Source organism: uncultured Sphingobacterium sp., from assembly GCF_964277905.1.
Taxonomy (GTDB): Bacteria; Bacteroidota; Bacteroidia; order Sphingobacteriales; family Sphingobacteriaceae; genus Sphingobacterium; species Sphingobacterium siyangense.
Genome location: NZ_CAXYKD010000029.1, coordinates 230,748 through 252,535, shown reverse-complemented (window position 1 = coordinate 252,535; position 21,788 = coordinate 230,748). Strand labels below are relative to the sequence as shown.

At 40.3% G+C, this 21,788-nt stretch carries 20 protein-coding genes; 14 read left to right on the top strand and 6 right to left on the bottom strand.

What is annotated here, in order from left to right:
* Positions 1-13 precede the first annotated feature (13 nt).
* A complete protein-coding gene (locus ACHWSC_RS13710; protein WP_167512259.1) occupies positions 14-187 on the top strand; it encodes a hypothetical protein in 174 nt (57 codons plus the stop codon).
* A gap of 33 nt (positions 188-220) precedes the next feature.
* Here the strand turns inward: ACHWSC_RS13710 and ACHWSC_RS13705 are convergent, their stop codons facing one another.
* The gene (locus ACHWSC_RS13705) at positions 221-979 is read right to left on the bottom strand and encodes a TIGR03915 family putative DNA repair protein (RefSeq protein ID WP_120332453.1); all 759 of its coding nucleotides are present in this window, start codon (positions 977-979) and stop codon (positions 221-223) included.
* Positions 979-2,232, bottom strand: a complete 1,254-nt coding sequence (locus ACHWSC_RS13700) for a putative DNA modification/repair radical SAM protein (protein ID WP_394677136.1) — start codon at positions 2,230-2,232, stop codon at positions 979-981. The genes ACHWSC_RS13705 and ACHWSC_RS13700 overlap by 1 nt, the downstream gene beginning before the upstream one ends.
* 182 nt (positions 2,233-2,414) lie before the next feature.
* On the opposite strand from ACHWSC_RS13700, the gene ACHWSC_RS13695 reads away from it, so the two are divergent.
* Entirely contained in the window at positions 2,415-2,921 is a 507-nt protein-coding gene (locus tag ACHWSC_RS13695) for a pyridoxamine 5'-phosphate oxidase family protein (protein ID WP_088162323.1), read from the top strand.
* Positions 2,922-3,012: 91 nt separating this feature from the next.
* On the opposite strand, the gene ACHWSC_RS13690 is transcribed toward ACHWSC_RS13695, so the two are convergent.
* Together ACHWSC_RS13690 and ACHWSC_RS13685 are read right to left on the bottom strand one after the other, a co-directional pair.
* The gene (locus ACHWSC_RS13690; RefSeq protein ID WP_112376008.1) at positions 3,013-3,165 is read right to left on the bottom strand and encodes a lmo0937 family membrane protein; all 153 of its coding nucleotides are present in this window, start codon (positions 3,163-3,165) and stop codon (positions 3,013-3,015) included.
* A gap of 53 nt (positions 3,166-3,218) precedes the next feature.
* On the bottom strand, positions 3,219-3,725 hold the full coding sequence (locus tag ACHWSC_RS13685; protein WP_394677135.1) for a ClbS/DfsB family four-helix bundle protein: 507 nt from the start codon (positions 3,723-3,725) through the stop codon (positions 3,219-3,221).
* Between the two features lie 366 nt (positions 3,726-4,091).
* Here ACHWSC_RS13685 and ACHWSC_RS13680 point away from each other — a divergent pair, with 366 nt between their 5' ends.
* The 8 genes from ACHWSC_RS13680 to ACHWSC_RS13645 all read left to right on the top strand — a co-directional run bounded on the left by ACHWSC_RS13680 (position 4,092) and on the right by ACHWSC_RS13645 (position 14,665).
* Positions 4,092-4,541 carry a protein-disulfide reductase DsbD N-terminal domain-containing protein gene (locus tag ACHWSC_RS13680; protein WP_394677134.1) on the top strand — a complete coding sequence of 150 codons (450 nt, stop codon included), beginning with the start codon at positions 4,092-4,094 and terminating at the stop codon, positions 4,539-4,541.
* A 194-nt stretch (positions 4,542-4,735) separates the two neighbouring features.
* Entirely contained in the window at positions 4,736-5,353 is a 618-nt protein-coding gene (locus ACHWSC_RS13675) for a hypothetical protein (protein WP_394677133.1), read from the top strand.
* A 25-nt stretch (positions 5,354-5,378) separates the two neighbouring features.
* Entirely contained in the window at positions 5,379-5,975 is a 597-nt protein-coding gene (locus ACHWSC_RS13670; protein ID WP_394677132.1) for an outer membrane beta-barrel protein, read from the top strand.
* 216 nt (positions 5,976-6,191) lie between these two features.
* Positions 6,192-8,906: a GH116 family glycosyl hydrolase gene (locus ACHWSC_RS13665; RefSeq protein ID WP_394677131.1), complete on the top strand. Its 2,715-nt coding sequence runs from the start codon at positions 6,192-6,194 to the stop codon at positions 8,904-8,906.
* Positions 8,903-9,481: a hypothetical protein gene (locus tag ACHWSC_RS13660; RefSeq protein ID WP_394677130.1), complete on the top strand. Its 579-nt coding sequence runs from the start codon at positions 8,903-8,905 to the stop codon at positions 9,479-9,481. Before ACHWSC_RS13665 ends, ACHWSC_RS13660 begins: the two co-directional genes overlap by 4 nt.
* 128 nt (positions 9,482-9,609) lie before the next feature.
* Complete coding sequence (locus tag ACHWSC_RS13655) at positions 9,610-10,821, top strand: GTP-binding protein (RefSeq protein ID WP_394677129.1); 1,212 nt, start codon at positions 9,610-9,612, stop codon at positions 10,819-10,821.
* Positions 10,822-11,045: 224 nt separating this feature from the next.
* On the top strand, positions 11,046-13,784 hold the full coding sequence (gene ligD / locus ACHWSC_RS13650) for a DNA ligase D (RefSeq protein ID WP_394677128.1): 2,739 nt from the start codon (positions 11,046-11,048) through the stop codon (positions 13,782-13,784).
* Between the two features lie 194 nt (positions 13,785-13,978).
* On the top strand, positions 13,979-14,665 hold the full coding sequence (locus ACHWSC_RS13645; RefSeq protein WP_120332463.1) for a class I SAM-dependent methyltransferase: 687 nt from the start codon (positions 13,979-13,981) through the stop codon (positions 14,663-14,665).
* On the opposite strand, the gene ACHWSC_RS13640 is transcribed toward ACHWSC_RS13645, so the two are convergent.
* Positions 14,649-15,626, bottom strand: coding sequence for a hypothetical protein (locus ACHWSC_RS13640; protein ID WP_201667658.1), 978 nt, complete (start codon positions 15,624-15,626; stop codon positions 14,649-14,651). The genes ACHWSC_RS13645 and ACHWSC_RS13640 overlap by 17 nt on opposite strands.
* 233 nt (positions 15,627-15,859) lie before the next feature.
* Between ACHWSC_RS13640 and ACHWSC_RS13635 the strand changes: the two genes are divergently transcribed.
* On the top strand, positions 15,860-16,921 hold the full coding sequence (locus tag ACHWSC_RS13635) for a sensor histidine kinase (protein ID WP_394677127.1): 1,062 nt from the start codon (positions 15,860-15,862) through the stop codon (positions 16,919-16,921).
* Positions 16,918-17,631: a LytTR family DNA-binding domain-containing protein gene (locus tag ACHWSC_RS13630; RefSeq protein WP_088162316.1), complete on the top strand. Its 714-nt coding sequence runs from the start codon at positions 16,918-16,920 to the stop codon at positions 17,629-17,631. Before ACHWSC_RS13635 ends, ACHWSC_RS13630 begins: the two co-directional genes overlap by 4 nt.
* Before the next feature lie 13 nt (positions 17,632-17,644).
* Here the strand turns inward: ACHWSC_RS13630 and ACHWSC_RS13625 are convergent, their stop codons facing one another.
* The gene (locus ACHWSC_RS13625; protein ID WP_394677126.1) at positions 17,645-17,884 is read right to left on the bottom strand and encodes a hypothetical protein; all 240 of its coding nucleotides are present in this window, start codon (positions 17,882-17,884) and stop codon (positions 17,645-17,647) included.
* A 261-nt stretch (positions 17,885-18,145) separates the two neighbouring features.
* On the opposite strand from ACHWSC_RS13625, the gene ACHWSC_RS13620 reads away from it, so the two are divergent.
* Complete coding sequence (locus ACHWSC_RS13620) at positions 18,146-19,177, top strand: sulfite exporter TauE/SafE family protein (RefSeq protein ID WP_394677125.1); 1,032 nt, start codon at positions 18,146-18,148, stop codon at positions 19,175-19,177.
* 150 nt (positions 19,178-19,327) lie between these two features.
* Entirely contained in the window at positions 19,328-21,772 is a 2,445-nt protein-coding gene (locus ACHWSC_RS13615) for a PIG-L family deacetylase (RefSeq protein WP_394677124.1), read from the top strand.
* Positions 21,773-21,788: the final 16 nt, after the last annotated feature.

The following is a 21,788-nucleotide window of genomic DNA, read 5'->3' as shown; positions in this document are numbered from 1 at the left end:
AAAACAGGTATTTATGAAAAAGATAATTCCATTTGCGCTCATGTCGAGTTTATTGGTGCTCGTGTCGAGCTGTGCAGCAATTGAAGGTATATTTAAAGCTGGTGTGTGGTCGGGCATCTTATTGGTTGTTGTCGTAGTCGCTATTGTCATTTGGTTGGTGAGCAAGCTGTTTGGCGGATCAAAATAATGATATGAAATAGGATTTTCGCTAATTAGGGACTTATTGTTTTTCGACGAGATATTTCCAGTAACGTTTGGGAACATGTCTTAAGTGAAGCTTCAGGTTTTTGCGTGATTCAATAGAGGTACTCTTAAAATAAGTCTTCCAGAGATGCTGATAATCTTTTTCTTGAGGATCGAGATCCACTTCTAGCTGATATGGATCTTGAACCTCATGTGTATTGTTGTTGGATACCTCCAAGATATTTTTGCCATCATAATGGAAGCCATAGTTTCGCCGTATATCATAAATTAACCAGCACTGGTCGGCGAATCGGTTTTTAAAGAAGTCTACAACCAGGGGAATCACATTGAAATCGGGGTCAACGATGGCTGTGTAGAGATCATCGTTAGACTTGACAAATCGGATAAAAGCCTTCATGCGGTGTCGTTCGCGGCTGATCTTTTTGATCGTCTGATGGATACGGAGTACAGGTGGGTATCCATAATTGCGTATATCCAATTTTCCCCTTCGAAAAAGTTCAATGATCAATCGAAATCCATTGAGCCATTCAGATTGATTATCGGACAAAAAGTTATGATAAAAAATTTTTGTTTCTTGTGCTCCGAGTATCTTTTCCATTCCCACTAAAATGCGCATGGCTTTTTTTACATCAGTATGAACCTGTCGCTTCTCCGAAAAAATATTAATTTCCATAGGCTTTTCTGTTGTGGGAATGCTATCAAATTCTTTCCGTTCAAAGGCTTCAAATACACAACAGAGGTATCCGGAATAACTTCCGTCAAAAATATAGTCCATTAGAAAAGTGTTAGCTGTGTATTGGAAGCCGTGACCAGTGTACGCGGGTTACTTTCAAGAATAGACTTTCTGATGTTTTCGGGATAATGGAAGCCTCCAGCTATGCGTGTATCTTGGCAAACCATAAAATATTTGGCGCGATTATAGGCAATTCCTATTTTTCGAAGTTGATATTCCTTTAATTTTCCATATTTGCGCGACTGTACAATTTTGTTTGCGGATTGCCTGCCAATACCGGGGATTCGGATAATCCACTCATACGTAGCGCTGTTGATGTCGATGGGAAAGAATTGTGGGTTGCGTAGCGCCCAAGCAAGCTTAGGGTCTATTTCTAGATCGAGATGTTGATGCGTGCTGTTGAGTATTTCATGAAGCGAAAAACCATAAAACCGAAGTAGCCAATCTGTCTGATAAAGTCTGTTTTCACGTACAAGAGGTGGTGATGTCCCAATTTGGGGAAGGTTGGAATCGGTCGCGTTGATGGGAATATAACCCGAATAATAAACCCGTTTGAGATTGTAATCTTTATAGAATGAATTGGCGGCCTGCATAATCTGTAGGTCGCTCTCTGGAGTTGCTCCAATAACCAACTGTGTACTTTGGCCTGCTGGCACAAATAAGGGTGTTTTCTTGTTTTTTTTTCGATCCTGCCGAAGGTTGAGGATTTCATTTTTAATAATCGCTAGGGGCTCGCGAACGGATTGATGATCCTTTTCGGGAGCAACCAGCTTGAGTCCCTCCTCAGTGGGAATTTCGAGGTTCACACTCATCCGGTCAACATATAGACCTGCTTCTTTTAATAACGATTCACTCGCACCCGGAATGGCCTTGAGATGGATATAACCATTAAACCGTTCTTCCGTCCGAAGTTTCTTGACGACCAACATTAAGCGTTCCATGGTATAGTCGGCAGATTTGAAAATACCCGAACTTAAAAAAAGACCCTCAATATAATTACGACGGTAGAAGTTCATGGTCAATTCGACAATTTCCTTTACCGAAAATGCTGCCCGTTGTACGTCATTGCTTCGTCGGCTCACACAAAATGAACAGTCGTAGATGCAATAATTGGTCATTAAAATTTTTAGCAGGGAGACGCAGCGACCATCTTCGGTGTAGGTATGACAAATGCCACTAGTCGATGAATCACCTATACCACCACTATTTTTTCGCTTACTTCCGCTTGAGCTGCAACTTACGTCATACTTAGCGGCATCAGCTAATATTTGCAATTTATCATCAAAACCAAACATGATTTATTCTCTACTATTTTGATGTAAAATTACTAATATTATTAGTATTTAGAGTGCGTAAAATTACTTGATTTGCTTTTTTTTATTCGTACTTTTCCCCTTTCACTGCCGAAGATAGCCTGAATTTTCTGAAAAAATAAACGATTTTCTACAGGATACTGTTCCTTAATAAACGACATATTATGGCAGAGAATAATTTAAATAACAAAGAAGCTTTAGATAAGCTTAAAGCAATTGTAGATCAAATCGATGTGGGAACAGTGTGTTCATTCCCAGCTGAATCGGAGTATCCGCATGGGGTTCCAATGAGTAGACAAGAAGTAGACGAAGATGGAGATATTTGGTTTATTTGTTCTGCTGAGAGCGATACCTTTAAGAATATTGCACAGAACCCAAAAGCTTCCTTATTTTATGCGGACCCAAAACACTACACCTTTCTAAGTATAAATGGTAAAGCGAGTCTTTCGCGAGATCAGGAAAGGATAGATCGTTACTGGAACAAAATGATGGAAGGATGGTTTGAGAAAGGTAAGGAGGATCCCAATATCCGATTGTTGCGTGTTACGCCTAAAGATGCTCATTATTGGGATTCAGACTCCAATATGATTGTCAACCTGTTTAAGATGCTAAAAGTTAGACTAACAGGTGAAACAGAAGATATAGGTAAAGAAGGAGATCTGAATATTTGATTTCCTTAGCTGAAGAATTTACAGCAAATACAAGCTCCTCAGCGTTAAAATGAGGAGCTTTTTATCGTAATCAATAAACCGCTTACAGTCTTCACGCGTTTCCTTTAATTACACGTAGAAGCACTGCAATGATAGCGATAACCAAAAGAATATGAATTAGCCCTCCGCCAACAAATCCGCCAAAAAAACTGATTGCCCATATCAGGACCAAAATAACAGCGATAGTATATAATAGATTTCCCATAGTAATGATTATATGTGTTTATTGAATAACAATATTTATCCAGCGATGGTTTACTATTTTTTCTCTTTTTTCCACTTTCGGATTCTCCCGACTGCATTTTGATAAGGTGAAGCGGTGTTAAATTGAATCATTCTGCCTAAGGTCCATTTTTCGTACCACGTTACACCATAAAGCTGAATGTTTGTTTTTTGCTCAAGGAGTTCCATAATTCTTAAAACAGTTTGATCTAGTTTTGCGCACAAAGTCGTAAAATCTAGGTCGGCATAATCCTGATAAAATTTTTGAGCCAGTTTGCCTAGCTCATTCCATTTAAAACCAGTCTCCGGAAAATCAACCTCTTTGTCATCTTCACTTTTCTTATTCCATTTGAGAACCAGCTCACCCCAGCCAATTAAATAGGAAATTAGATTATTTATACTCATTATGGTTCCTTTAGCATGCCCCTGGAGTATAAGAAGATTAGTTTGATCGATTGGAATATCGGAAAGTTCACAGACAAGTTTGCTGTAATTTGTACGTATAGCTTGAAGGAGTTCGTCTTTTGTGGTTGGTATAGCCATGGCATAAATGTGAATCATGCATAAGATACAGATAATTATGTAAAATTGATGAGCTCGGGATGGAGTTGTAGCGCAGAACGCGTTCACAAGCTCGCAACAGACAATGTTTGACAATGCCCTTTGTTTTAGTCTGATAGCTTTTTTGAATATATTACTGGAATTGAAAAAACTTAGCCTTTAAAAGTGTAAAAAATATGGTTTAATTAGTTTTTTTTGATAAAATTTATTGTTTTATTGTGGTCATGTTGTGTTTTGTTCTGTTTATGGCGAATATTGTTGTAAGCATTTGAGTGGTGTTTTTTACAGAAAAAATACTGTATGAAATGTGCTGCCGATGAAATAATAAACTGAAAAATTGATACAAACATGAAAAAGATTTTATTGTTAGTGACTGTGGTTATGTTCGCCGTTACGGGCGCATTCGCTCAGATTCATAAACCTGTAAAATGGACTGTAGCCAGCAAAAAATTGAACAACAAGGAAGCTATTGTTTACGTGAAAGCTACCATTCAAGATGGTTGGCACATTTACTCTCAAAATGTAAAAGACGGAGGACCAATTCCAACATCCTTCAATTTTGGTAAAGCCGCAGATTATGCGTTAGTAGGTAAGACTGCTGAACCAAAACCAAAGATTAAACACGAAGAGGTTTTCAAAATGGATGTGGGATACTTCACAAATGAAGTGATCTTTCAGCAAAAGGTTTCGCTCAACAAAGGAACTGCAACAGTAAAAGGGACAGTGGAATGGCAAGCTTGTGACGCATCACAATGTCTTCCTCCAGATGAATATGCTTTTGCTGTAACGATCAAATAATGTCATAAATAACAGCAATGAACCATCTAAAGCGATTTTGCGCTTAGGATAATTGATAGAAAAAGGAAAAATTAAGGATAAAGGCGAGGTGTGATTACCTGGCCTTTTTGTTTAAAGGGCCTTTTGGTATAAAAAATAGACCCTTTGGTATAATATGTTAAATCTATTTTTTACGGAATTTTAGTTTTGCTTAAATGGATTACACAAATTTACTTCAGCAGGCAGACCTTTTTTTAGTGCAGAGTTATCGCGATAACCACAATCCACAACTGTGTTTTCACACCATTGATAGGGTTCGTGATATTGTAGATGCAGTAACGACCATAAGTGAAAAATATACCCTGACGGCCGAAGATAAATTCGTCGTAAATTGTGCCGCTTATTTCCAGGATATTGGTTATCTATTTGAAGGGGTAAAAGGAACCCGGCAAAAGAGTATATCGTTAGCGCGTTGTTTTCTACAGGAGCATTTTGTTGTAGAGTCGGTAATAAAAAAAGTTGAAATGTGTATTCTCGCAACAAGGCCCTCGAAAAAACCGGAAAACCTGCTGGAAGAAATAGTTGTGGATGCAGTTTCTTTTCATTTAGGAAGTAAAAGTTTTGTTGACCTTAACCAAAGGATGTATCTGGAGGTAAATTATAGAAAGAATCAGGTGATCGATGAACGTATCTGGTGTGCACTGACCCTTGCCTTCTTGCGAACCCACACGTACTTTACGAAGGAAGCGCGAATATTGAAGGAAAGTATAAAGAAAAATAATATAGCCTATTTTGTGAAGTTGCAAATTACAGGAAAACAGTTATTGGTCTAATGTAATGGTGTGTTTTATGGTAAAAATGATAAAGATAGATCGATTAAAGTTGAAGCATTGTACACTAGTTTGTTTTTTGATCATGGGATTGTTCGGTTTCAAGACCGCATGTTACGGACAAATGGGATTTGGACTTCGGGTTGGTGGTAATATTTCGCGTGCAAGTGGGAATGCATTTGGCGCCAATAGAATGGGATATCAATTGGGTGGAGATTTGATATTTGGGCTTAATAGCAAGATGGATATTCAAGTTGAACCTAGCTATAATTTAACCCGAATTCGTGTCAATGACAACACAGCCTCCCTTCCTGGAGGTTTGTCCAAAGGGACCCGTTCGCTGAAATATCTCAACACTCCGGTGTACCTTAAAGTTAATTTTACAAGAAAATTTTCCATCCTGGGCGGTCTAGACCTTAATATGCTGCTCAATGACGATGCTTATAAACTTAATGATGGAAAACCAGCGTTCAACAGTCGTACACGGATTGGTTACGCATTAGGGATAGACCTTGGCGCGCTGTATTTTAGATACCGACAGTTCAAAAAGAATAATAAAATCGTAGACAACTGGGATGCACATATTGACCAGTATCAACTGGGATTTAAAGTGCGTTTGTTTTAAGCGAATAGATCCACTGGTAGGTAACCTTTACAGACTTTCCTGTGCTGTAAGCTGAGCCGCTCTGATTTTGCTACATCAGGCGGCTTTAATTTTTTAATGATTAACCATTTGTTGTGAAGATGTTTATTGCTGGATATCAAGGATATTTCAATATCTTGTGTAGACAAACCAATAGTTCCTTCCGCTAAATTCGGGACGGCAATAAATTATAAACGAATGGATAGAAGAAGTTTTTTTAAGAAAGCCAGTTTAGTTGGCCTGGGCGTATTGGTCAGCAAATTTCCTGTATGGTCAAATACCGTATTTGCCTGGGATAAACCTGTTCACAACATTCCGGAGGAAAAAGGTATCAGCGGGCAATGGTTTGATTCGCTGTATGAAAAGGGTAAAAAAATTACTTATCGAAAAAGTAAAAATGAGCTTCGGTACATTGGAATGCCTGTGGGTGGTTTACATTCGGGTACGGTCTATATAGGAGGTGATGGCCGGCTATGGTTGTGGCAGATATTTAATACGGCTTATGATGGTGAGCGTGAGGGGATAGAGCCCAAAAATGTACAATGGAACAATGGAAAAGAATTGGTCACTGTGCGGCCGAGGGATGGATCTGCTTATATTGAGCCTGCTATAGCAGACAACCTGCGGACTATGGAACAGGGCTTTGCGATTTCGACCTTAGTCGATGGAAAGCAGGTTATCAAGGAGCTTAGGGAAAACCACTGGGATGAGGTTGCATTTGAAGCAACATATCCAACATGTCGAATAACCTATAGCAGTATCGATTTTCCATTGGATGTGGTGTTGGTCGCCTATTCACCATTTATTCCTTTAGATCAGGACAATTCTTCGTTGCCACTTACCACAATACATATCGAATTGCAGAACAAGGGCGGCGCGCCAGTCGATGTAACGGTTACGGGCTGGATGGAAAATGGTGTACATAAAGGGCGGAAAGATTTTGATACTGTACACAAACGCTCTTTCCTCGCGGAACATGCCGATACTCAAGTGTTGCTTTTTAGTTGCGATCAGGTTCCTACTCAAGCCATGGAAGCTGGCGACCATGGATCAATGGCTTTTACCTGTATTGATATAGAAGCGCAACCCACGACGAGGTTACAGGAATGGCCTGTAAACCCGCAGGAGGTAAAGGCGGATAGGGTGGATTCGACCGTCGATTTTTCGGATTTGCAAGTAGGTGCCTTTACGGTAAAACGGACAATAAAAGCGAAGGCGACAAGCCAAATTTCTTATGCAATATCCTGGTATTTTAACAATCCACACCCTAAACTGAAACTTCACCTCAAGGATGCGCAATCAGGTTATTGGTATGGTGCCAGGTTTAGTAATGCGGCCGAAGTAATCAATTATTATTTGAACAATCGTGAAAAACTCGAGAGTGAAACCATGGCATGGCAGCAGACCTGGAATGATACAACACTGCCGTACTGGTTTATGGATCGCACTTTTGTCAATATAGGCACACTGGCCACAGCAAACACCATGCGTTTTGCTTCGGGAAGATTTTGGGGCTGGGAAGGAGTAGGGGCATGTGCTGGTACCTGTACGCACGTATGGCAATATGGGCAGTCCATGGGCAGGATATTTCCGGATCTTGAACGTAATCTACGTGAAGTGACGGATCTAGGTGTTGGCTTTCAGTCTGATACCGGTGCCATCATCTTTCGTGCTGAATATGAAAAAAGACCGGCTATCGATGGGCAGGCTGGTGTTATTCTACGCTTCTATCGCGATCATCAGATGAGCAGCGACAGCGAATTCCTTAAGCGAAACTGGCCTAAACTTAAGAAGGCAGTTCAATTTGTTCTTGATCAGGATAAAAACAAGGATGGTATGACCGATACACCAATGGAAAATACACTCGATGCGGTCTGGGAAGGTGAAATTGCCTGGATTGTCGGATTATGTCTCGCAGCAATACAGGCTGCTGCATTGATGGCGAAGGAAGTAGGTGATAAAACCTTTCAAAAATTGTGTTTGGAATACGTTAGGAAGGGATCTGAAAATATGGATAGCAAACTCTTTAATGGAGAGTATTATATTCATCGTCCCGATATGCTGCGGGGGCGAAAGATGCTAGGCTCTTATAATACCTGTCATATTGACCAGGTTTATGGTCAGGCCTGGTGCAGACAAGTGGACATGCCGGGGGTCAATCGTCAGGAGAACGTAGTGTCTGCATTGAAAGCACTCTGGAAATATAACTTTACCATGGATGTTGGTCCCTATATAAAAACACATCTTGGCGGAAGGCCTTATGCCTTGGCTGGGGAGGGGGGCATGGTTATGAACACTAATCCAAAGAATGAAGACAAGGCTTATGGGGACAATACTACCTGGCAATTAGGTTATTTCCATGAATGCATGAGTGGCTTTGAACATCAGGTCGCAGCACATATGATGGCTGAAGGCATGGTTGACGAAAGTTTAACATTGACAAGGGTGATCCACGATCGCCATCATGCTGCCAAGAGAAATCCTTTTAATGAGATTGAATGCAGCGATCATTATGCACGTGCCATGGCAAGCTATGGAACCTTTATCAACGCCTGTGGTTTTAGTTATCATGGGCCGAAAGGGCAGATTGGATTTGCCCCTAAGTTAGGAAAAGCAGATTTCAAGGCGCCTTTCACAACAGCAAAAGGATGGGGGACATATGCCCAGAAGCGAAAAACTAAAGGGGTATGTCAGTGTACACTGACCTTGAAATATGGTCAATTGATGCTCAATGAATTTCATCTAGGTGATGCGGATGACCTATCGCTCAATAAAAAACAACTCATTGTAAAGCAAAATGAAAGGTCGATTGAACTGGTTGAGCTGAAACGCACCGATGGGCGTCTGATCCTTAGTTTTAAGGAGCAAGTCATGCTAAAAAATGGAGATACACTAACAATACAATGGCTATGAAAAAATGGATAAATAATTTGCTTCTTTTCATGATGCTTGCTGTGATGGTCGCTTGTGAATCATCGCCACGTCATTTGGGTGATCCGCCGTTAAAACCAGACTGGAAGGATTTATTTTCGCAGCAATTACCTTTGTTAGGTCACCGCAATTGGATATTGATTGTTGATAAGGCCTATCCCGCTCCTGCGACCAAAAATATGCTGATTATTAATACGGGAAGAAAGATGCCCGAGGTATTGGATACCGCATTGCGACTACTCGATAAGCAAACACATATAAAACCTGTTTTTTACCAAGATAAGGAGCTTGGATACTTAGATGAAACCATCGCGCCAGGCTTAAAAGCATATCAGGAGAGTCTAAAGAAATTACTTCCGAACATAAAATTAATCCCGCTGATGCACGAAGAAGTATTTGCGAAAATGGATAAAGCAGCACAGCTTTTTGGTGTTGTCGTACTGAAGACCGAGTCAACTCTACCTTACAGTTCCTTATTTATCGAACTGGACTGCAAGTATTGGGATGCTGATCGTGAACGTATCTTAAGGCAACGTCTTGCTGATCAGGTGAAATGAAACTTATCTTAATCATTGATAAGTTTTTAATGGCATTTGGAAGACTTTTGGTTTAGTGCGTACAACAACAAAGCAACAGTGTTGCATTTAAGTGTTATTGTTTTTACATTTGTGAAAACGAAATTACTATGAGCAGCATTTCCCAAAAAACTAAATTGCCTGTCACCGTTTTAAGTGGATTTTTAGGCGCAGGAAAAACAACACTATTGAATCATATTTTACACAATAAGGAGGGTAAGAAAGTGGCCGTCATTGTGAATGATATGAGTGAAGTGAACATTGATGCACAGGCTGTTGAGCGCGAAAATGTACTTTCGCGAACGGAAGAAAAATTAGTAGAGATGAGCAATGGATGTATTTGTTGTACATTACGGGAGGATTTGATGGTGGAGGTGGAGCGACTAGCGAAAGAAAACCGCTTTGATTATCTTCTTATCGAAAGTACTGGTATTTCAGAGCCTATCCCTGTTGCCCAGACATTCAGTTATATTGGTAATGATAATGCGATTGACCTGTCTACATTCAGTTATATTGACACCATGGTAACAGTTGTGGACTGTTTCAACTTTGCCAAAGATTTTGGAAGCGCCGACACCTTATTAGATCGGAAATTGACGGATGACGACTATGATAATAGGGCGATCGTAAATCTGTTGACTGATCAGATCGAGTTTGCGAATGTTATCATTCTGAATAAGGCCGATCTGGTATCTGAGGAAACTTTGGGTACCCTGGAGGCTGCAATTGGGCGGCTCAATCCAGGTGCAAAGCGTATCCGTACACAATTTGGACGCGTTGATCCCCGGGAAATTATGGGTACGGGCTCTTTTAATTTTGATGAAGCTTCATCATCGGCCGGGTGGATCAGGGAACTTGAAAATGAACATACACCCGAAACAGCAGAGTACGGTATTTCATCTTTTGTCTTTCGATCGCAACGACCCTTCCATCCACAACGACTGCACCATTACCTCAACGAGCGCTATCCGCACAATATCATACGAGCTAAAGGTCTCCTGTGGTTGGCCTCCCGCCCGCATTTGGCCATTAGCTTTAGTCAGGCAGGCGGTAGCGTAAGGTTGGAAAGTGCAGGCTCATGGTGGAGTAGTATGCCCGAAGAGCAGCGTTATCAGTATCCCAGTTATGCCGAAATCAGACCTGAACTTCTTAAACGTTGGCATCCCGAGTGGGAAGATCGAAAAAATGAATTGGTATTTATAGGTCAGGATCTGGATAAAGAAAAATATCTGGCGGAGCTGGAAGAATGCCTGTTGACCGAAGAAGAAGGCGATGACTGGCGTTTTACTTGGTGGAAAGACGAATTTCCTAAAAATATTTAAAACTATTTGCGATCTGCACCGGTTAAAAAAGTAAGTAATGTAGGTTAGATATTGTATTTTTCAAAGGTCAGGGGTTGATTTCCTGGCCTTTTTTATGCTGAATTGTGAGATCTTACCAGAAAACTATGCTGAACCTTTATCAACCCGAACATCTAAAAAAACAAACTTTTTTTGTGTTATGGTTGTGTTAAGATAGAAAGTTAGCTACGATTAAAAACAGGCGTATGGGTTTGTCAAAATATCGCGAAAAGCGTTCCGCAGGAAAAACACCGGAACCCTTTGGAGGTAGATCAAGCGGAAAGGAATTGCGGTTCGTCGTGCAGATGCATGATGCTTCACATCTGCATTATGATTTTCGGCTTGAAATGAACGGAGTGCTCAAAAGTTGGGCGGTTCCCAAGGGACCATCTATGGATCCATCTATCAAACGCTTGGCCATGATGGTTGAAGATCATCCTTACGATTACCGGAATTTTGAAGGTATCATACCAAAAGGACAGTATGGTGGTGGCACAGTGATCGTGTGGGATGAAGGGCGATATGAAGCTTTAGCTCCTGAGACAAATGATGTTGTAAAAATGGATAAGAATCTTCGACATCAGCTTTATAGCGGAAAGCTCAAATTCAGATTGTTTGGAGAAAAATTGAAGGGAGAATTTGCTTTGGTAAAAGCATATGGAAGAGGGGGAAATGAATGGCTACTGATGAAGTTGGAAGATCAATATGCAACAAGCAAGGATTTCATAGCAAAGGATAAATCCGTATTGTCGGGAAAGACGATAGCGGAAATGGAAGAATCGCCCGATAAAGTCTATGGACAACCAGTTGTTAAAAAGAATAGCATATCAAAAAATAAAGGCAAAAAAAGTAGGAATGCTGCTGAAATAATCAGTAACCAGTTGGAAGAAGTGCCTAAAAAGAAAACGGCTGAGACGCAGAAACAAGCGTATAATATCACCGACTTGCTAAAGAAATCACCGAAGCAGGTCTTTTATACTACGGTGCAGCCCATGCTGGCGACGCTGATCGACGAGCCTTTTGATGATCAAAATTGGGTATACGAGGTGAAATGGGACGGTTATCGTGCTGTTGCCTTTATGAAAAATGGCAAAATAGAACTAAAATCCAGAAATGACAAAAGCTTCAATGAAAAGTTTTATCCAGTATATGATACCCTGAAAAGCATCGCGATCAATGCCGTACTCGATGGCGAGATCGTTGTATTGGAAAAAAATGGAACCGCTAATTTTGCGGCCCTACAAAACTGGAGAAGTGAGGCAGATGGTGATTTGGTATATTATGTATTTGATATCCTTTGGTACGATGGAAAAGATCTAAAAGGTCTTTCGCTATTGGAAAGAAAAGCGATTTTAAAGGAAGTAATGCCGCAAAACGATTTGATTTTATTGAGTGAACATTTCGATACATCGGGCGTTGGATTTTTGAATGAAGCCAAAAAACTCGGTATAGAGGGGATTATGGCCAAACGCAAGGAAAGCGTTTACCATATACATGAGCGTTCAGCTGACTGGTTGAAAATCAAGGCTAATAGGCGTCAGGAGGTTGTTATTAGCGGTTTTACAAAGAACGAAGGCTCAAGCAAACTGTTTAGTAGCCTATTGGTAGGCCTATATGAAGGTAAAAAGCTTATTTATACTGGAAAGGTCGGAACAGGATTCAGTGCAAAATTACAACAAGAGCTGATAGCGCAGTTCAAACCCTTGGTCACAAAAAATAGCCCGTTTGATGACGAACCCGATATCAACAAATCCTCACGATTTAGACCCCGCCCTCCTCATGCCGCTGTCACCTGGCTACATCCCAACCTGGTTTGCGAAGTGAGCTTTACAGAAATGACCGGGGACGGCCTTATGCGACATCCCTCATTTGTCGGCATGCGTAACGATAAAAATGCCAAAAAAGTGATTCTAGAAGAAGAGTTGGCTGTTAATGAGATTATCGGCGAACAATCAAAAGAGGGAGATGGGATGCGAAAAAATAGTAAGGAAGGCAGTTCGGATAAGAAAAACTATAAAACAATGCTAAACCCCAAAGACAAAACCCAGGTTCAGAAGGTAAATGGACATGAGTTAAAATTTACCAACCTCGATAAACTATTTTGGCCTGACGAAAAGATCACCAAGCGCGATTTAATTAATTACTATGAGCAGGCTGCACCGTTTATTTTACCATACCTTAAAGATCGACCACAAAGTATGAATCGATACCCAAATGGTATCAAAGAAGAAGGGTTCTATTTCAAGGATGTTACCGATACAGCACCGGAATGGGCAGAAACCTATCTTTACCAAAGTGAGGCCGATGGCCGTGATCGGCATTATCTGGTCGGAAAAGACGAGGCTACATTGTTATATATGGCTAATCTTGGCTGTATTGAAATGAATCCCTGGAGTAGTACCGTCGGAAAACCGGATAATCCGACCTTTTGTATCATTGATCTGGATCCGGATAAAAATACATTTGATCAGGTTATTGAAACCGCCCAGCTCACCAAACAACTTTTAGATGATATGGCGGTACCTTCGTATTGTAAAACAAGTGGTTCCACTGGACTTCACATATATATACCATTAGGAAATAAATATAATTACGATCAGTCCAAGGAGTTTGCGCATATTATTGTCACCCTGATTCATGCGGAGCTACCCGACTATACCAGCTTAGAGCGAACTGTTCGTGCTCGGAAAGGTAAAATGTATCTTGATTTTCTTCAAAATAGACCACATGCTACCATTGCTGCAGCATATTCAGTACGTCCCAAGCCTGGAGCGACAGTGTCCATGCCATTACATTGGGATGAAGTTAAAAAAGGGTTGAAAATTAGTGATTTCACCTTGTTTAATGCGATTCAAAGAATGCATCAGCTGGGTGATATCTTTAAACCTGTATTGGGGAAAGGGATCGATCTGAAAAAAGTAATTGATACACTTTCAAAAAAATAGTATTGATATAACCTGAATATAGAAACTCATTGACCGATCTATTCGGTGAAATATAAGTAACGAGATTGTCAGAATAATCATTAGTTATTTAGAATAGTTTTAAATAGATAACTTTGGATGTATATTTGGAATGCAGAAAAGGTATACCTTTTAACTGCATACTGATTTTATATTGAACGATTATTGTTAGCTAGATGAATAAAGTAGAACTGTTTGAAAATGAGCGTGCAAGTGGCTATGACCAATTTGTTGAGAGCTGGATTCCCAATTACCATTATTTTTTAGATCAGTTGCCAAAGCTCCTCCGAGAAACTGAAAATAAGGATTTATTGGTGGTAGGATGTGGCACAGGAAATGAAATAGAACGTTTTGTTGACACAGCAGAATCTTGGACAATAACCGGGGTAGATCCGTCGCCTGAGATGATTAGTCAGGCCCTGGAAAAATTTGAAGCGGACGAGAATGTTCATCTTGTCGAAGGTGTGGTAAGTGATTTGGACGAAGAGAAACAATATGGTGCTGCGACGCTTTTGCTTGTATTACACTTTTTAGAAGACAATGGCGAAAAATTGGTTCTGCTCCAAGATATTTCCAAGAGAATGATGTCGCAAGCACCCTTGTTATTATTAGATATTACGGGCAATAAGGAGCAGATTCAACAAAACTTGCAGTTGTTGAGACTTCTTCTGCCCAAGGGGATAGATGAAATACAGGTCGCTCAAAGATTGCGAAGAATCGAGCATGAATTGTTGCATGTCTCGGAAGAACGATTAGCCGAGCTCTGTGAGGAAGCCGGATTTGAGCCTCCTGTTCGATTCTTTCAATCATCGATTTATATGGGGTGGATAACCCGAAAAAAAGATATTATTTCCTTTTCTTAGCAAAGGGATTGAAGGAAAGCCCTGCATTAATATAAAACGAAGGATCGGGACTTGCTTCCCATACATAATCGCGCTGGGTTTTGTTTTTTTCAAATACGCGTGCACGAGGTATGGTTTTTAGTCCTGATTTAAGGGTAGCAATAAAAGATCGGCCCAGGTTATGTTCATAAGTCAGACCCGAATTGATCTCCATCTGACTGAAGGTATATACTTTTTCAGCGCCCTGAAAGTTATAGAGGTAGAAGATCGTACTATTTAAATCGGAACCTATTGAAACGCGGCCATTCCGTAAGACCTCTTTTCGAAGGTAGGCTCCTTTAGGTAAGATGACATCAAGTATCATCCCATTGGCAAATTGTTGCTTGTAGGCAAAGGTTGGGAAAACCGGAATAATTGCTGCCGGATCTATAAAGCCGATGAGGCCCACCGCCATTTGAATCTCCCGCGTAGCTTTTAGTACCACAGTAGCAGATAATATCCCATTAATGCGTTCTATTGCTTTTTCACTCCCATTGGCAGCAACCGTTGCGGTATAAAATGCTACTTTGCCCCATAAACGTGAATAACGGGTAAGATTAAGTGATTCGTAATGATAATGATATTGATGGGTTGACTGTATGGTGGATTGTGCGATAGGGTCTAGACGATTGGAGTTGATAGAAGTGAATTGATAGCCAATATTGGTACCCAAGTTCCAGGTTCTGCTCTTTAAAAAATTAATGTTGATACTACCTCCGGCTTGGTACATCGATTCTACTTTTGTTTTAGGTAAATCCTGACCTTGGAGTTTTGATGAATAACGGTATCCTGTATTGGATTCATAGGTCAAATTGAGAACCCGTGTTATGGGGAATTTGTCGGTAACAACAGCCCTCACTTTTTGCTGTACGCTATCTTTAGTCTGTGCGATTGAAGTGGATATACGAAACAATAGTATAAACACTAAAAGTATTTTTTGCATAAATGTATGATTAAAATCATTGTAAGGATAGCCGAAATTTGTAGGTGGGATTTTTTTTTTAGACCAACAGGTCTTGTTTTTATACAAAAGTCCAATTTAGGGGAACAGTGAAAAGGAACGTTAAAAATCATCTCCCAGTTTTGGTATAAAAAAAACAGGTCTTCGTATAAGAGATCGGATTCTTGCCAAGAAAAGCTTTATTTTTGTTATTTAGGTTAAAATCATTCTAATGCATGCAAGACTTCAATAATAGCATTGTTTTAAGGTATTTTACAGAAAATAAATTCAGGCCACTGCGACATGTGTTTTTTCTGATCGGTTTACTGTTGCTCTTTGCAAATGCAAATTCGAGTTCTCATTTTCAAGGGAGTTACCGGTTTTATTTTTCTATTATCCTATGGTTTGTATTCGTCTGCATGTTTTACGCCAATATGTATGTACTGATCCCAAAGTTTTTCTTTAAGGGCAAATATGAGTTATATGTCTTAGCACTGATATTGCTGGTAACAGCCAGTTTGCTGGTAGTCATGTACATTGCAAATTACATCTATTCCATTCATATTCCCGCTATAAAAAAACCGGAGTCGGACTCTATGGGGCTAATCGCCGCATTATTTATCTGTATTCCGATTATTCTGACCACCACGACATTTAAGCTTTTTAAACGTTGGTTGGAAGACAATAAGCGTATTTCTGAACTGAAAAACCTGGCTTTGACCACAGAGCTTGTTTCTTTAAAAAATCAGATTCAGCCACATTTTTTATTCAATATGCTGAACAACGTTAAAGCTTTAATTCGAAAAGATCCGAATATGGCTACCGAGGTCATCATGAAGTTATCAGATTTTCTAAGATATCAGCTGTATGAAAATAACGATGATAAGACACTTCTGAAGTCCGAAATCAACTTTATTGGCAATTTCCTGAAATTGGAGGAAATACGCCGCGATAACTTAAAAACGCGTATATCTTGCCCAATAGAATTGGAAAAAAAAGGTGTATTTCTACCGCCGCATCTATTTACGGCCTTTGTTGAAAACGCGATTAAACATAGTCTTAGCGCCGGTGATGCTGATACTTTCATCACAATCCATTTTTCTGAGACGGATCAGCAGCTTTGTTTCGAATGTGAAAATTCGAAAGATCCCGACAACTCATTTGTCCGAAGCAAATATAGCGGACTGGGATTGGCTAATGCCAAAAGACGACTGGATCTGCTGTATAGAAATGATTATGAACTGTCGGTGTCAACAACTGAGACATTATATAGCGTTAAACTTACTATTCCCTTATGAATTGCATTATTGTAGACGACGAACCCCTGGCTAGGGAGGAAATGAAAAATTTAATCGAAGAAATTTCGTCTATTCAGATAGTCGGTACATTTTCCAATGCGATATCGGCATTGGAATGTATTAAGACAAACCCGGTGGACTTGCTTTTTTTGGATATCGAGATGCCGACGGTCAATGGACTCGATTTTGCACAGTCTCTTCCAAATGACAAGCTGGTTATCCTGACGACTGCCTATGCGCAATATGCACTGAAAAGTTACGAATTGGATGCAATAGATTATCTGCTGAAACCGATTAATAAAGACCGCTTAGCCAAAGCGATCGATAAAGCAATGGCCTATAAAAAATTACTAGCGTTAAAAGAAAACCAAAGTACGGTTGAGAAGGCCAGTGAGGATGCACTTTTTATTAAATCGGATAGGAAATACTATAAAATTGCATTTACTGATATTCGCTTTATAGAAGCACTCAAAGATTATGTGGTTATCTATACCCGGAATAATAAACTGATTACTGCAATGAATTTGAAGACAATTCACCAGAAACTTCCGGTGAGCCTGTTTGCGCGTACCAGCAAATCCTATCTGATTAATTTATCGTTTATTGATTCTTTTGATAACCATACTGTTTACATCGATAAGTTTGAAATCCCGATTGGTGAGATTTATCGAGAATCTTTCTTTAAACAATATACCGGAGGGCTACTTTGATCGAATAGTTATCCTAGGCAACCACAAAGCGATCCAGAAAATCGACTTGGATACCATAACTACGTAGGAAATTTGTCAGATAGTCGACACAACACTCTTCTGTTTCGAACCGGAAAATAGCCTCCTCATCATCAAGATCAACCGTGGCATCTTGTACTTGTGGAAGATGAGTTTTGACCAATTGCATCAAAAAAATTTTCTTGTCTTTGGTCTTCACAGAACTTTTAAAAATCAACACTTGCCTAACTTTCATCGCTACTAATTTATTTGCGTTCAAAATCATTTGATTCCCCAATCACCTGAGGTATCCTTACAAATCTATGTTCCTGGTGACACCGGGAAATCGATATTATACGAAAGCATTTAATTTTTATACAAAACAAGATTGAGCAGGCAGTGTACGCATGATGTAGATCAAAAATAAATACCAGCGGCTATCAATTCTAAATTTCTACAGAAAGGGGAGGCATCTTTGTCAGGTGTTACAGTTAAGTAGCTTTTTAGTTTTTGAAATATGATTACAAATTTAGTTATCCTATTTTTAAGCACGATAGTCGCTTTTTGGATCAGCGCTATCTGTGGAGGAGGGGCAAGTCTTATCCTTATACCTCTCTTGAATTTTATGTTACCTTCATCGGTCATTCCTTTTTCGTTGACTATCGGTACATTTACAAGTTCAGTCTCAAGAATAGTCGTTTTTAAACGGCATATCAACTGGAAAATCTTTTTATGGTTTGTGCCGTTTTCCATTCCAGCTGTACTATTGGGGGGATATCTGATTAAATATATCGAACCCTCTTATTTGCAGTTGATTGTCGCGTTTTTCCTTATTGGAAATATCCCCCAATTATTTGGATCAAAAAATGCGGATTTGCCATCGGAAAATAAGTATTCGAAATCTTTTCTGGCAATTATTGGTTTTCTTTCCGGCTTTATTTCGGGAATTACAGGTGCGATTGGGTTGCTGTTCAACCGGTTCTATCTGAGAATGGGCCTTTCCAAAGAAGAGATTATAGCCACCCGTGCCGCAAATGAAGTGTTTTTACATCTCGTAAAGCTTATTATTTATATTATTTTAGGTCTGTATTCTAAGGCAGCCTTGGGACTAGGTTTGGCTATTGCCATAGCAACAATAGTCTCTTCAGTGACAGTCAAATTTATATTGCCCTATGTCAGTGATAAGCTCTTTAAAAAAATAGGTTATGGCGCTATGGTGGTTTCGGGAGCAGTATTGCTGGTCGGTAGTTCGCGTAAGATTGTCGATCAGGATAGTTTGCTGATTAGCTTGGCTCATTTTCCAAATAAAACCGAGCTTACTTTGAGCTGGAGAGAAACAAATCTTGTCTTGGAATATAGTAAAGCTCATGGTCTGGAATTCGAACGATCTATTCACTGGACTGGTCTGCCGCTTCAGCTCCGGCAAAAATACTTTACCCTCAGCAAAAACCATAGTAGTATCCATATCGAAAAGGTTATGCAGTTTAGAAAAGGAGCCAGCTATGAATTTTACGCCCATAAAGAAGGTGTATTGACACGATTAGATTAGTGTTTTTTACGAACAACATGTTTGTTTTTAACGCTAATCCTCCATTATAATTAATACTAATTCTTGATTAAAATATATAATCTACCTATTTAGTAGTTTATTAAAAAATATTCCTATATTTGAGCCGTAGAAATATTTAGTAGGAAGGATATGGCATTGGAATATTTAGCACAACAGGCACACGAACAACATTTAGATCAGGCTTTTTCGCGTAAAGAACAAATGATGATGCGTGCGTTATGTAGGCTTAAAATGTCCGATCGTGTTTTATATATCGGTGCTCATCCGGACGACGAGAACAATAAATTGTTGACCTTTTTGGCTCAGCATCAGTTGGTCGATACGGCCTATCTTTCCGTGACGCGTGGTGAGGGGGGACAGAATTTTATAGGCACAGAAAAAGGACTGGATCTGGGTGTACTTCGGGTGCAGGAATCACTTGCAGCCCGTGCAATTGAGGGAACAAAACAGTTTTTTACACGTGCTAAGGATTTTGGATTTGCAAAATCTGTCGATGAAACGCTGGCACGATGGAATGAAAACGGTGTACTTGCCGATATGGTTTGGACAATCCGTTATTTTCGCCCTACTGTAATTGTAACACGTTTTTCACCGGATGTCCCAGACTCACATGGACATCATCAGGCCTCAGCAATTCTAGCGGCAAAGGCTTTTGATCTGGCCGCTGATCCATCAGCTTATATAGAACAGCTATCCGAATTGGAGCCTTGGCAGGCTCGGCAGCTCTTGTGGAATGTGTATCAGGACAGTGGTGTGAAGGATATCGGTGGAGAAGTAAGGCCTTTGCCAGCATATTTTTCGCTGGATATTCCAGTGAGACACGGCTCTTTGGACTTTCATTATGGTGAGATTGCTGCAGAAAGCCGTAATAGGCATCGTTCTCAGGCCATGGGAAGTCTTGTTCGGCATCAGCCTAGCACCGAATATTTTGAATTATTAAAAGGTACACCGATCAGTTCGGAGAAACAGCCCGCTATTTTTACGCAATATACTGCTCAAGATTCTTATTCACTCGTATTTAATCGCTTGGTGGACGATCTTATTGCAAAATGTGAGTCAGATACAGCAGAACTTGTTTTGGAGCTTGGAACGATTTTGTTTTGGATGAGGATTGTTCCTGATGGTCATGTTATCCATGAAAAGCGAGCTGAGGTAGAGCGTCTTCTGCTCGACTTTGCTGGTGTATCTTTGGAAGTACAGGCTATTGAGGAACTTTGGGTACCAGGAACCGAGGTTAATATGATCCTGAACGCGCATATCCCATCGGAATCCAATCTACAGCTGACCACAGTGAAAGTTCCATTTATTCGTAACGGAGAGCAAAAAGACTTTACTTTGTCACCTTCGAAGACGATCCATTTAAATGGTCAGCTTCTGGATACGATTTTACCTTCTTTTCCAACTTGGCTTAGTGCTGAGGGCGATGCACATAACTATGCGCCGGCGTCGCCTGCTGATGTTGTATTGACACAATTTGGAACTGAATTGTCTGTTCATTTGGAACTGCAGTTTGCCGGCTTACCGATCGCGGTTAAGTTACCTGTGAAACATGCTGGTAGTCCTGTTGCGGTGGCCCCCCCGGTGACAGCAACTTTTGATTCGGACATCGTGGTGCTCTCCAATGCGACCAGACGTTTAATTGCTTTAGAGCTACAATCTAATGTCTCCGAATCCTTATCTATAAAGGTTAAGCTTACGCTACCAGATGGGCTCGATGTATTTCCGAAAGAAATTGAGCTCAATATAGCGGGTAATGCAACCGAGAAGCTTAGCTTTGAGTTGAGGTCGCCTGCGCAGCAGGAATATATTCAAGAAATCGGCTTTGAGATTGAGACGGCTGCAGGACGGTATCCGTTCACATCCAGAAGTATTGTTTATCCACATATTAATCAACTAACTTACTTTCCCAAGGGCATATTGCGGGTGCTAAACTTACCCGTGAATATTACGGCCCAGAAAGTTGCTTATATTTCGGGGATGAACGATGAGCTTGCAGGGAGCTTACGCCAGCTTGTTGGTCATTTGGAGATTATTCCATTTGAGTCAATTGGGGGAATTGATCTCTCAGGCTTTGATGCAGTAGTTTTGGGAATACGAATATACAATAGCCATCCGCTAATTACGGGATTTCATCAACTTTTTCGTGACTATGTTGAGCAGGGTGGTGTATTGATAGGACAGTATAATACGCCGTATGATTTGCATTTGACGGAGGTTGGGGCTTATCCTTTGGCGGTTTCCCCGGAAAGAATTACAGATACGGAAAGCCATATATCATTTTTGAACCCTTCCCATCGCATATTGAACTACCCTAATGTAATCGGACAGCATGATTTTCAAAATTGGGTACAGGACCGGGCACTTTTTTTACCTCAAAAATGGGCTTCGGATTTTGAACCGATACTGCGTGGGCAAAATGGAGATAATCGTACGGAAGATGGGTTATTGCTGCTGCACAAAAAAGGAAAAGGTTATTATATCTATAACAGCCTGTCGCTCTTTCGACAACTGCCAGCAGGAGTAGCAGGGGCATATCGCCTTTTTGCGAATATGTTATCCCTAGCTTCGCATTAGACCAGAATCTTGTCGG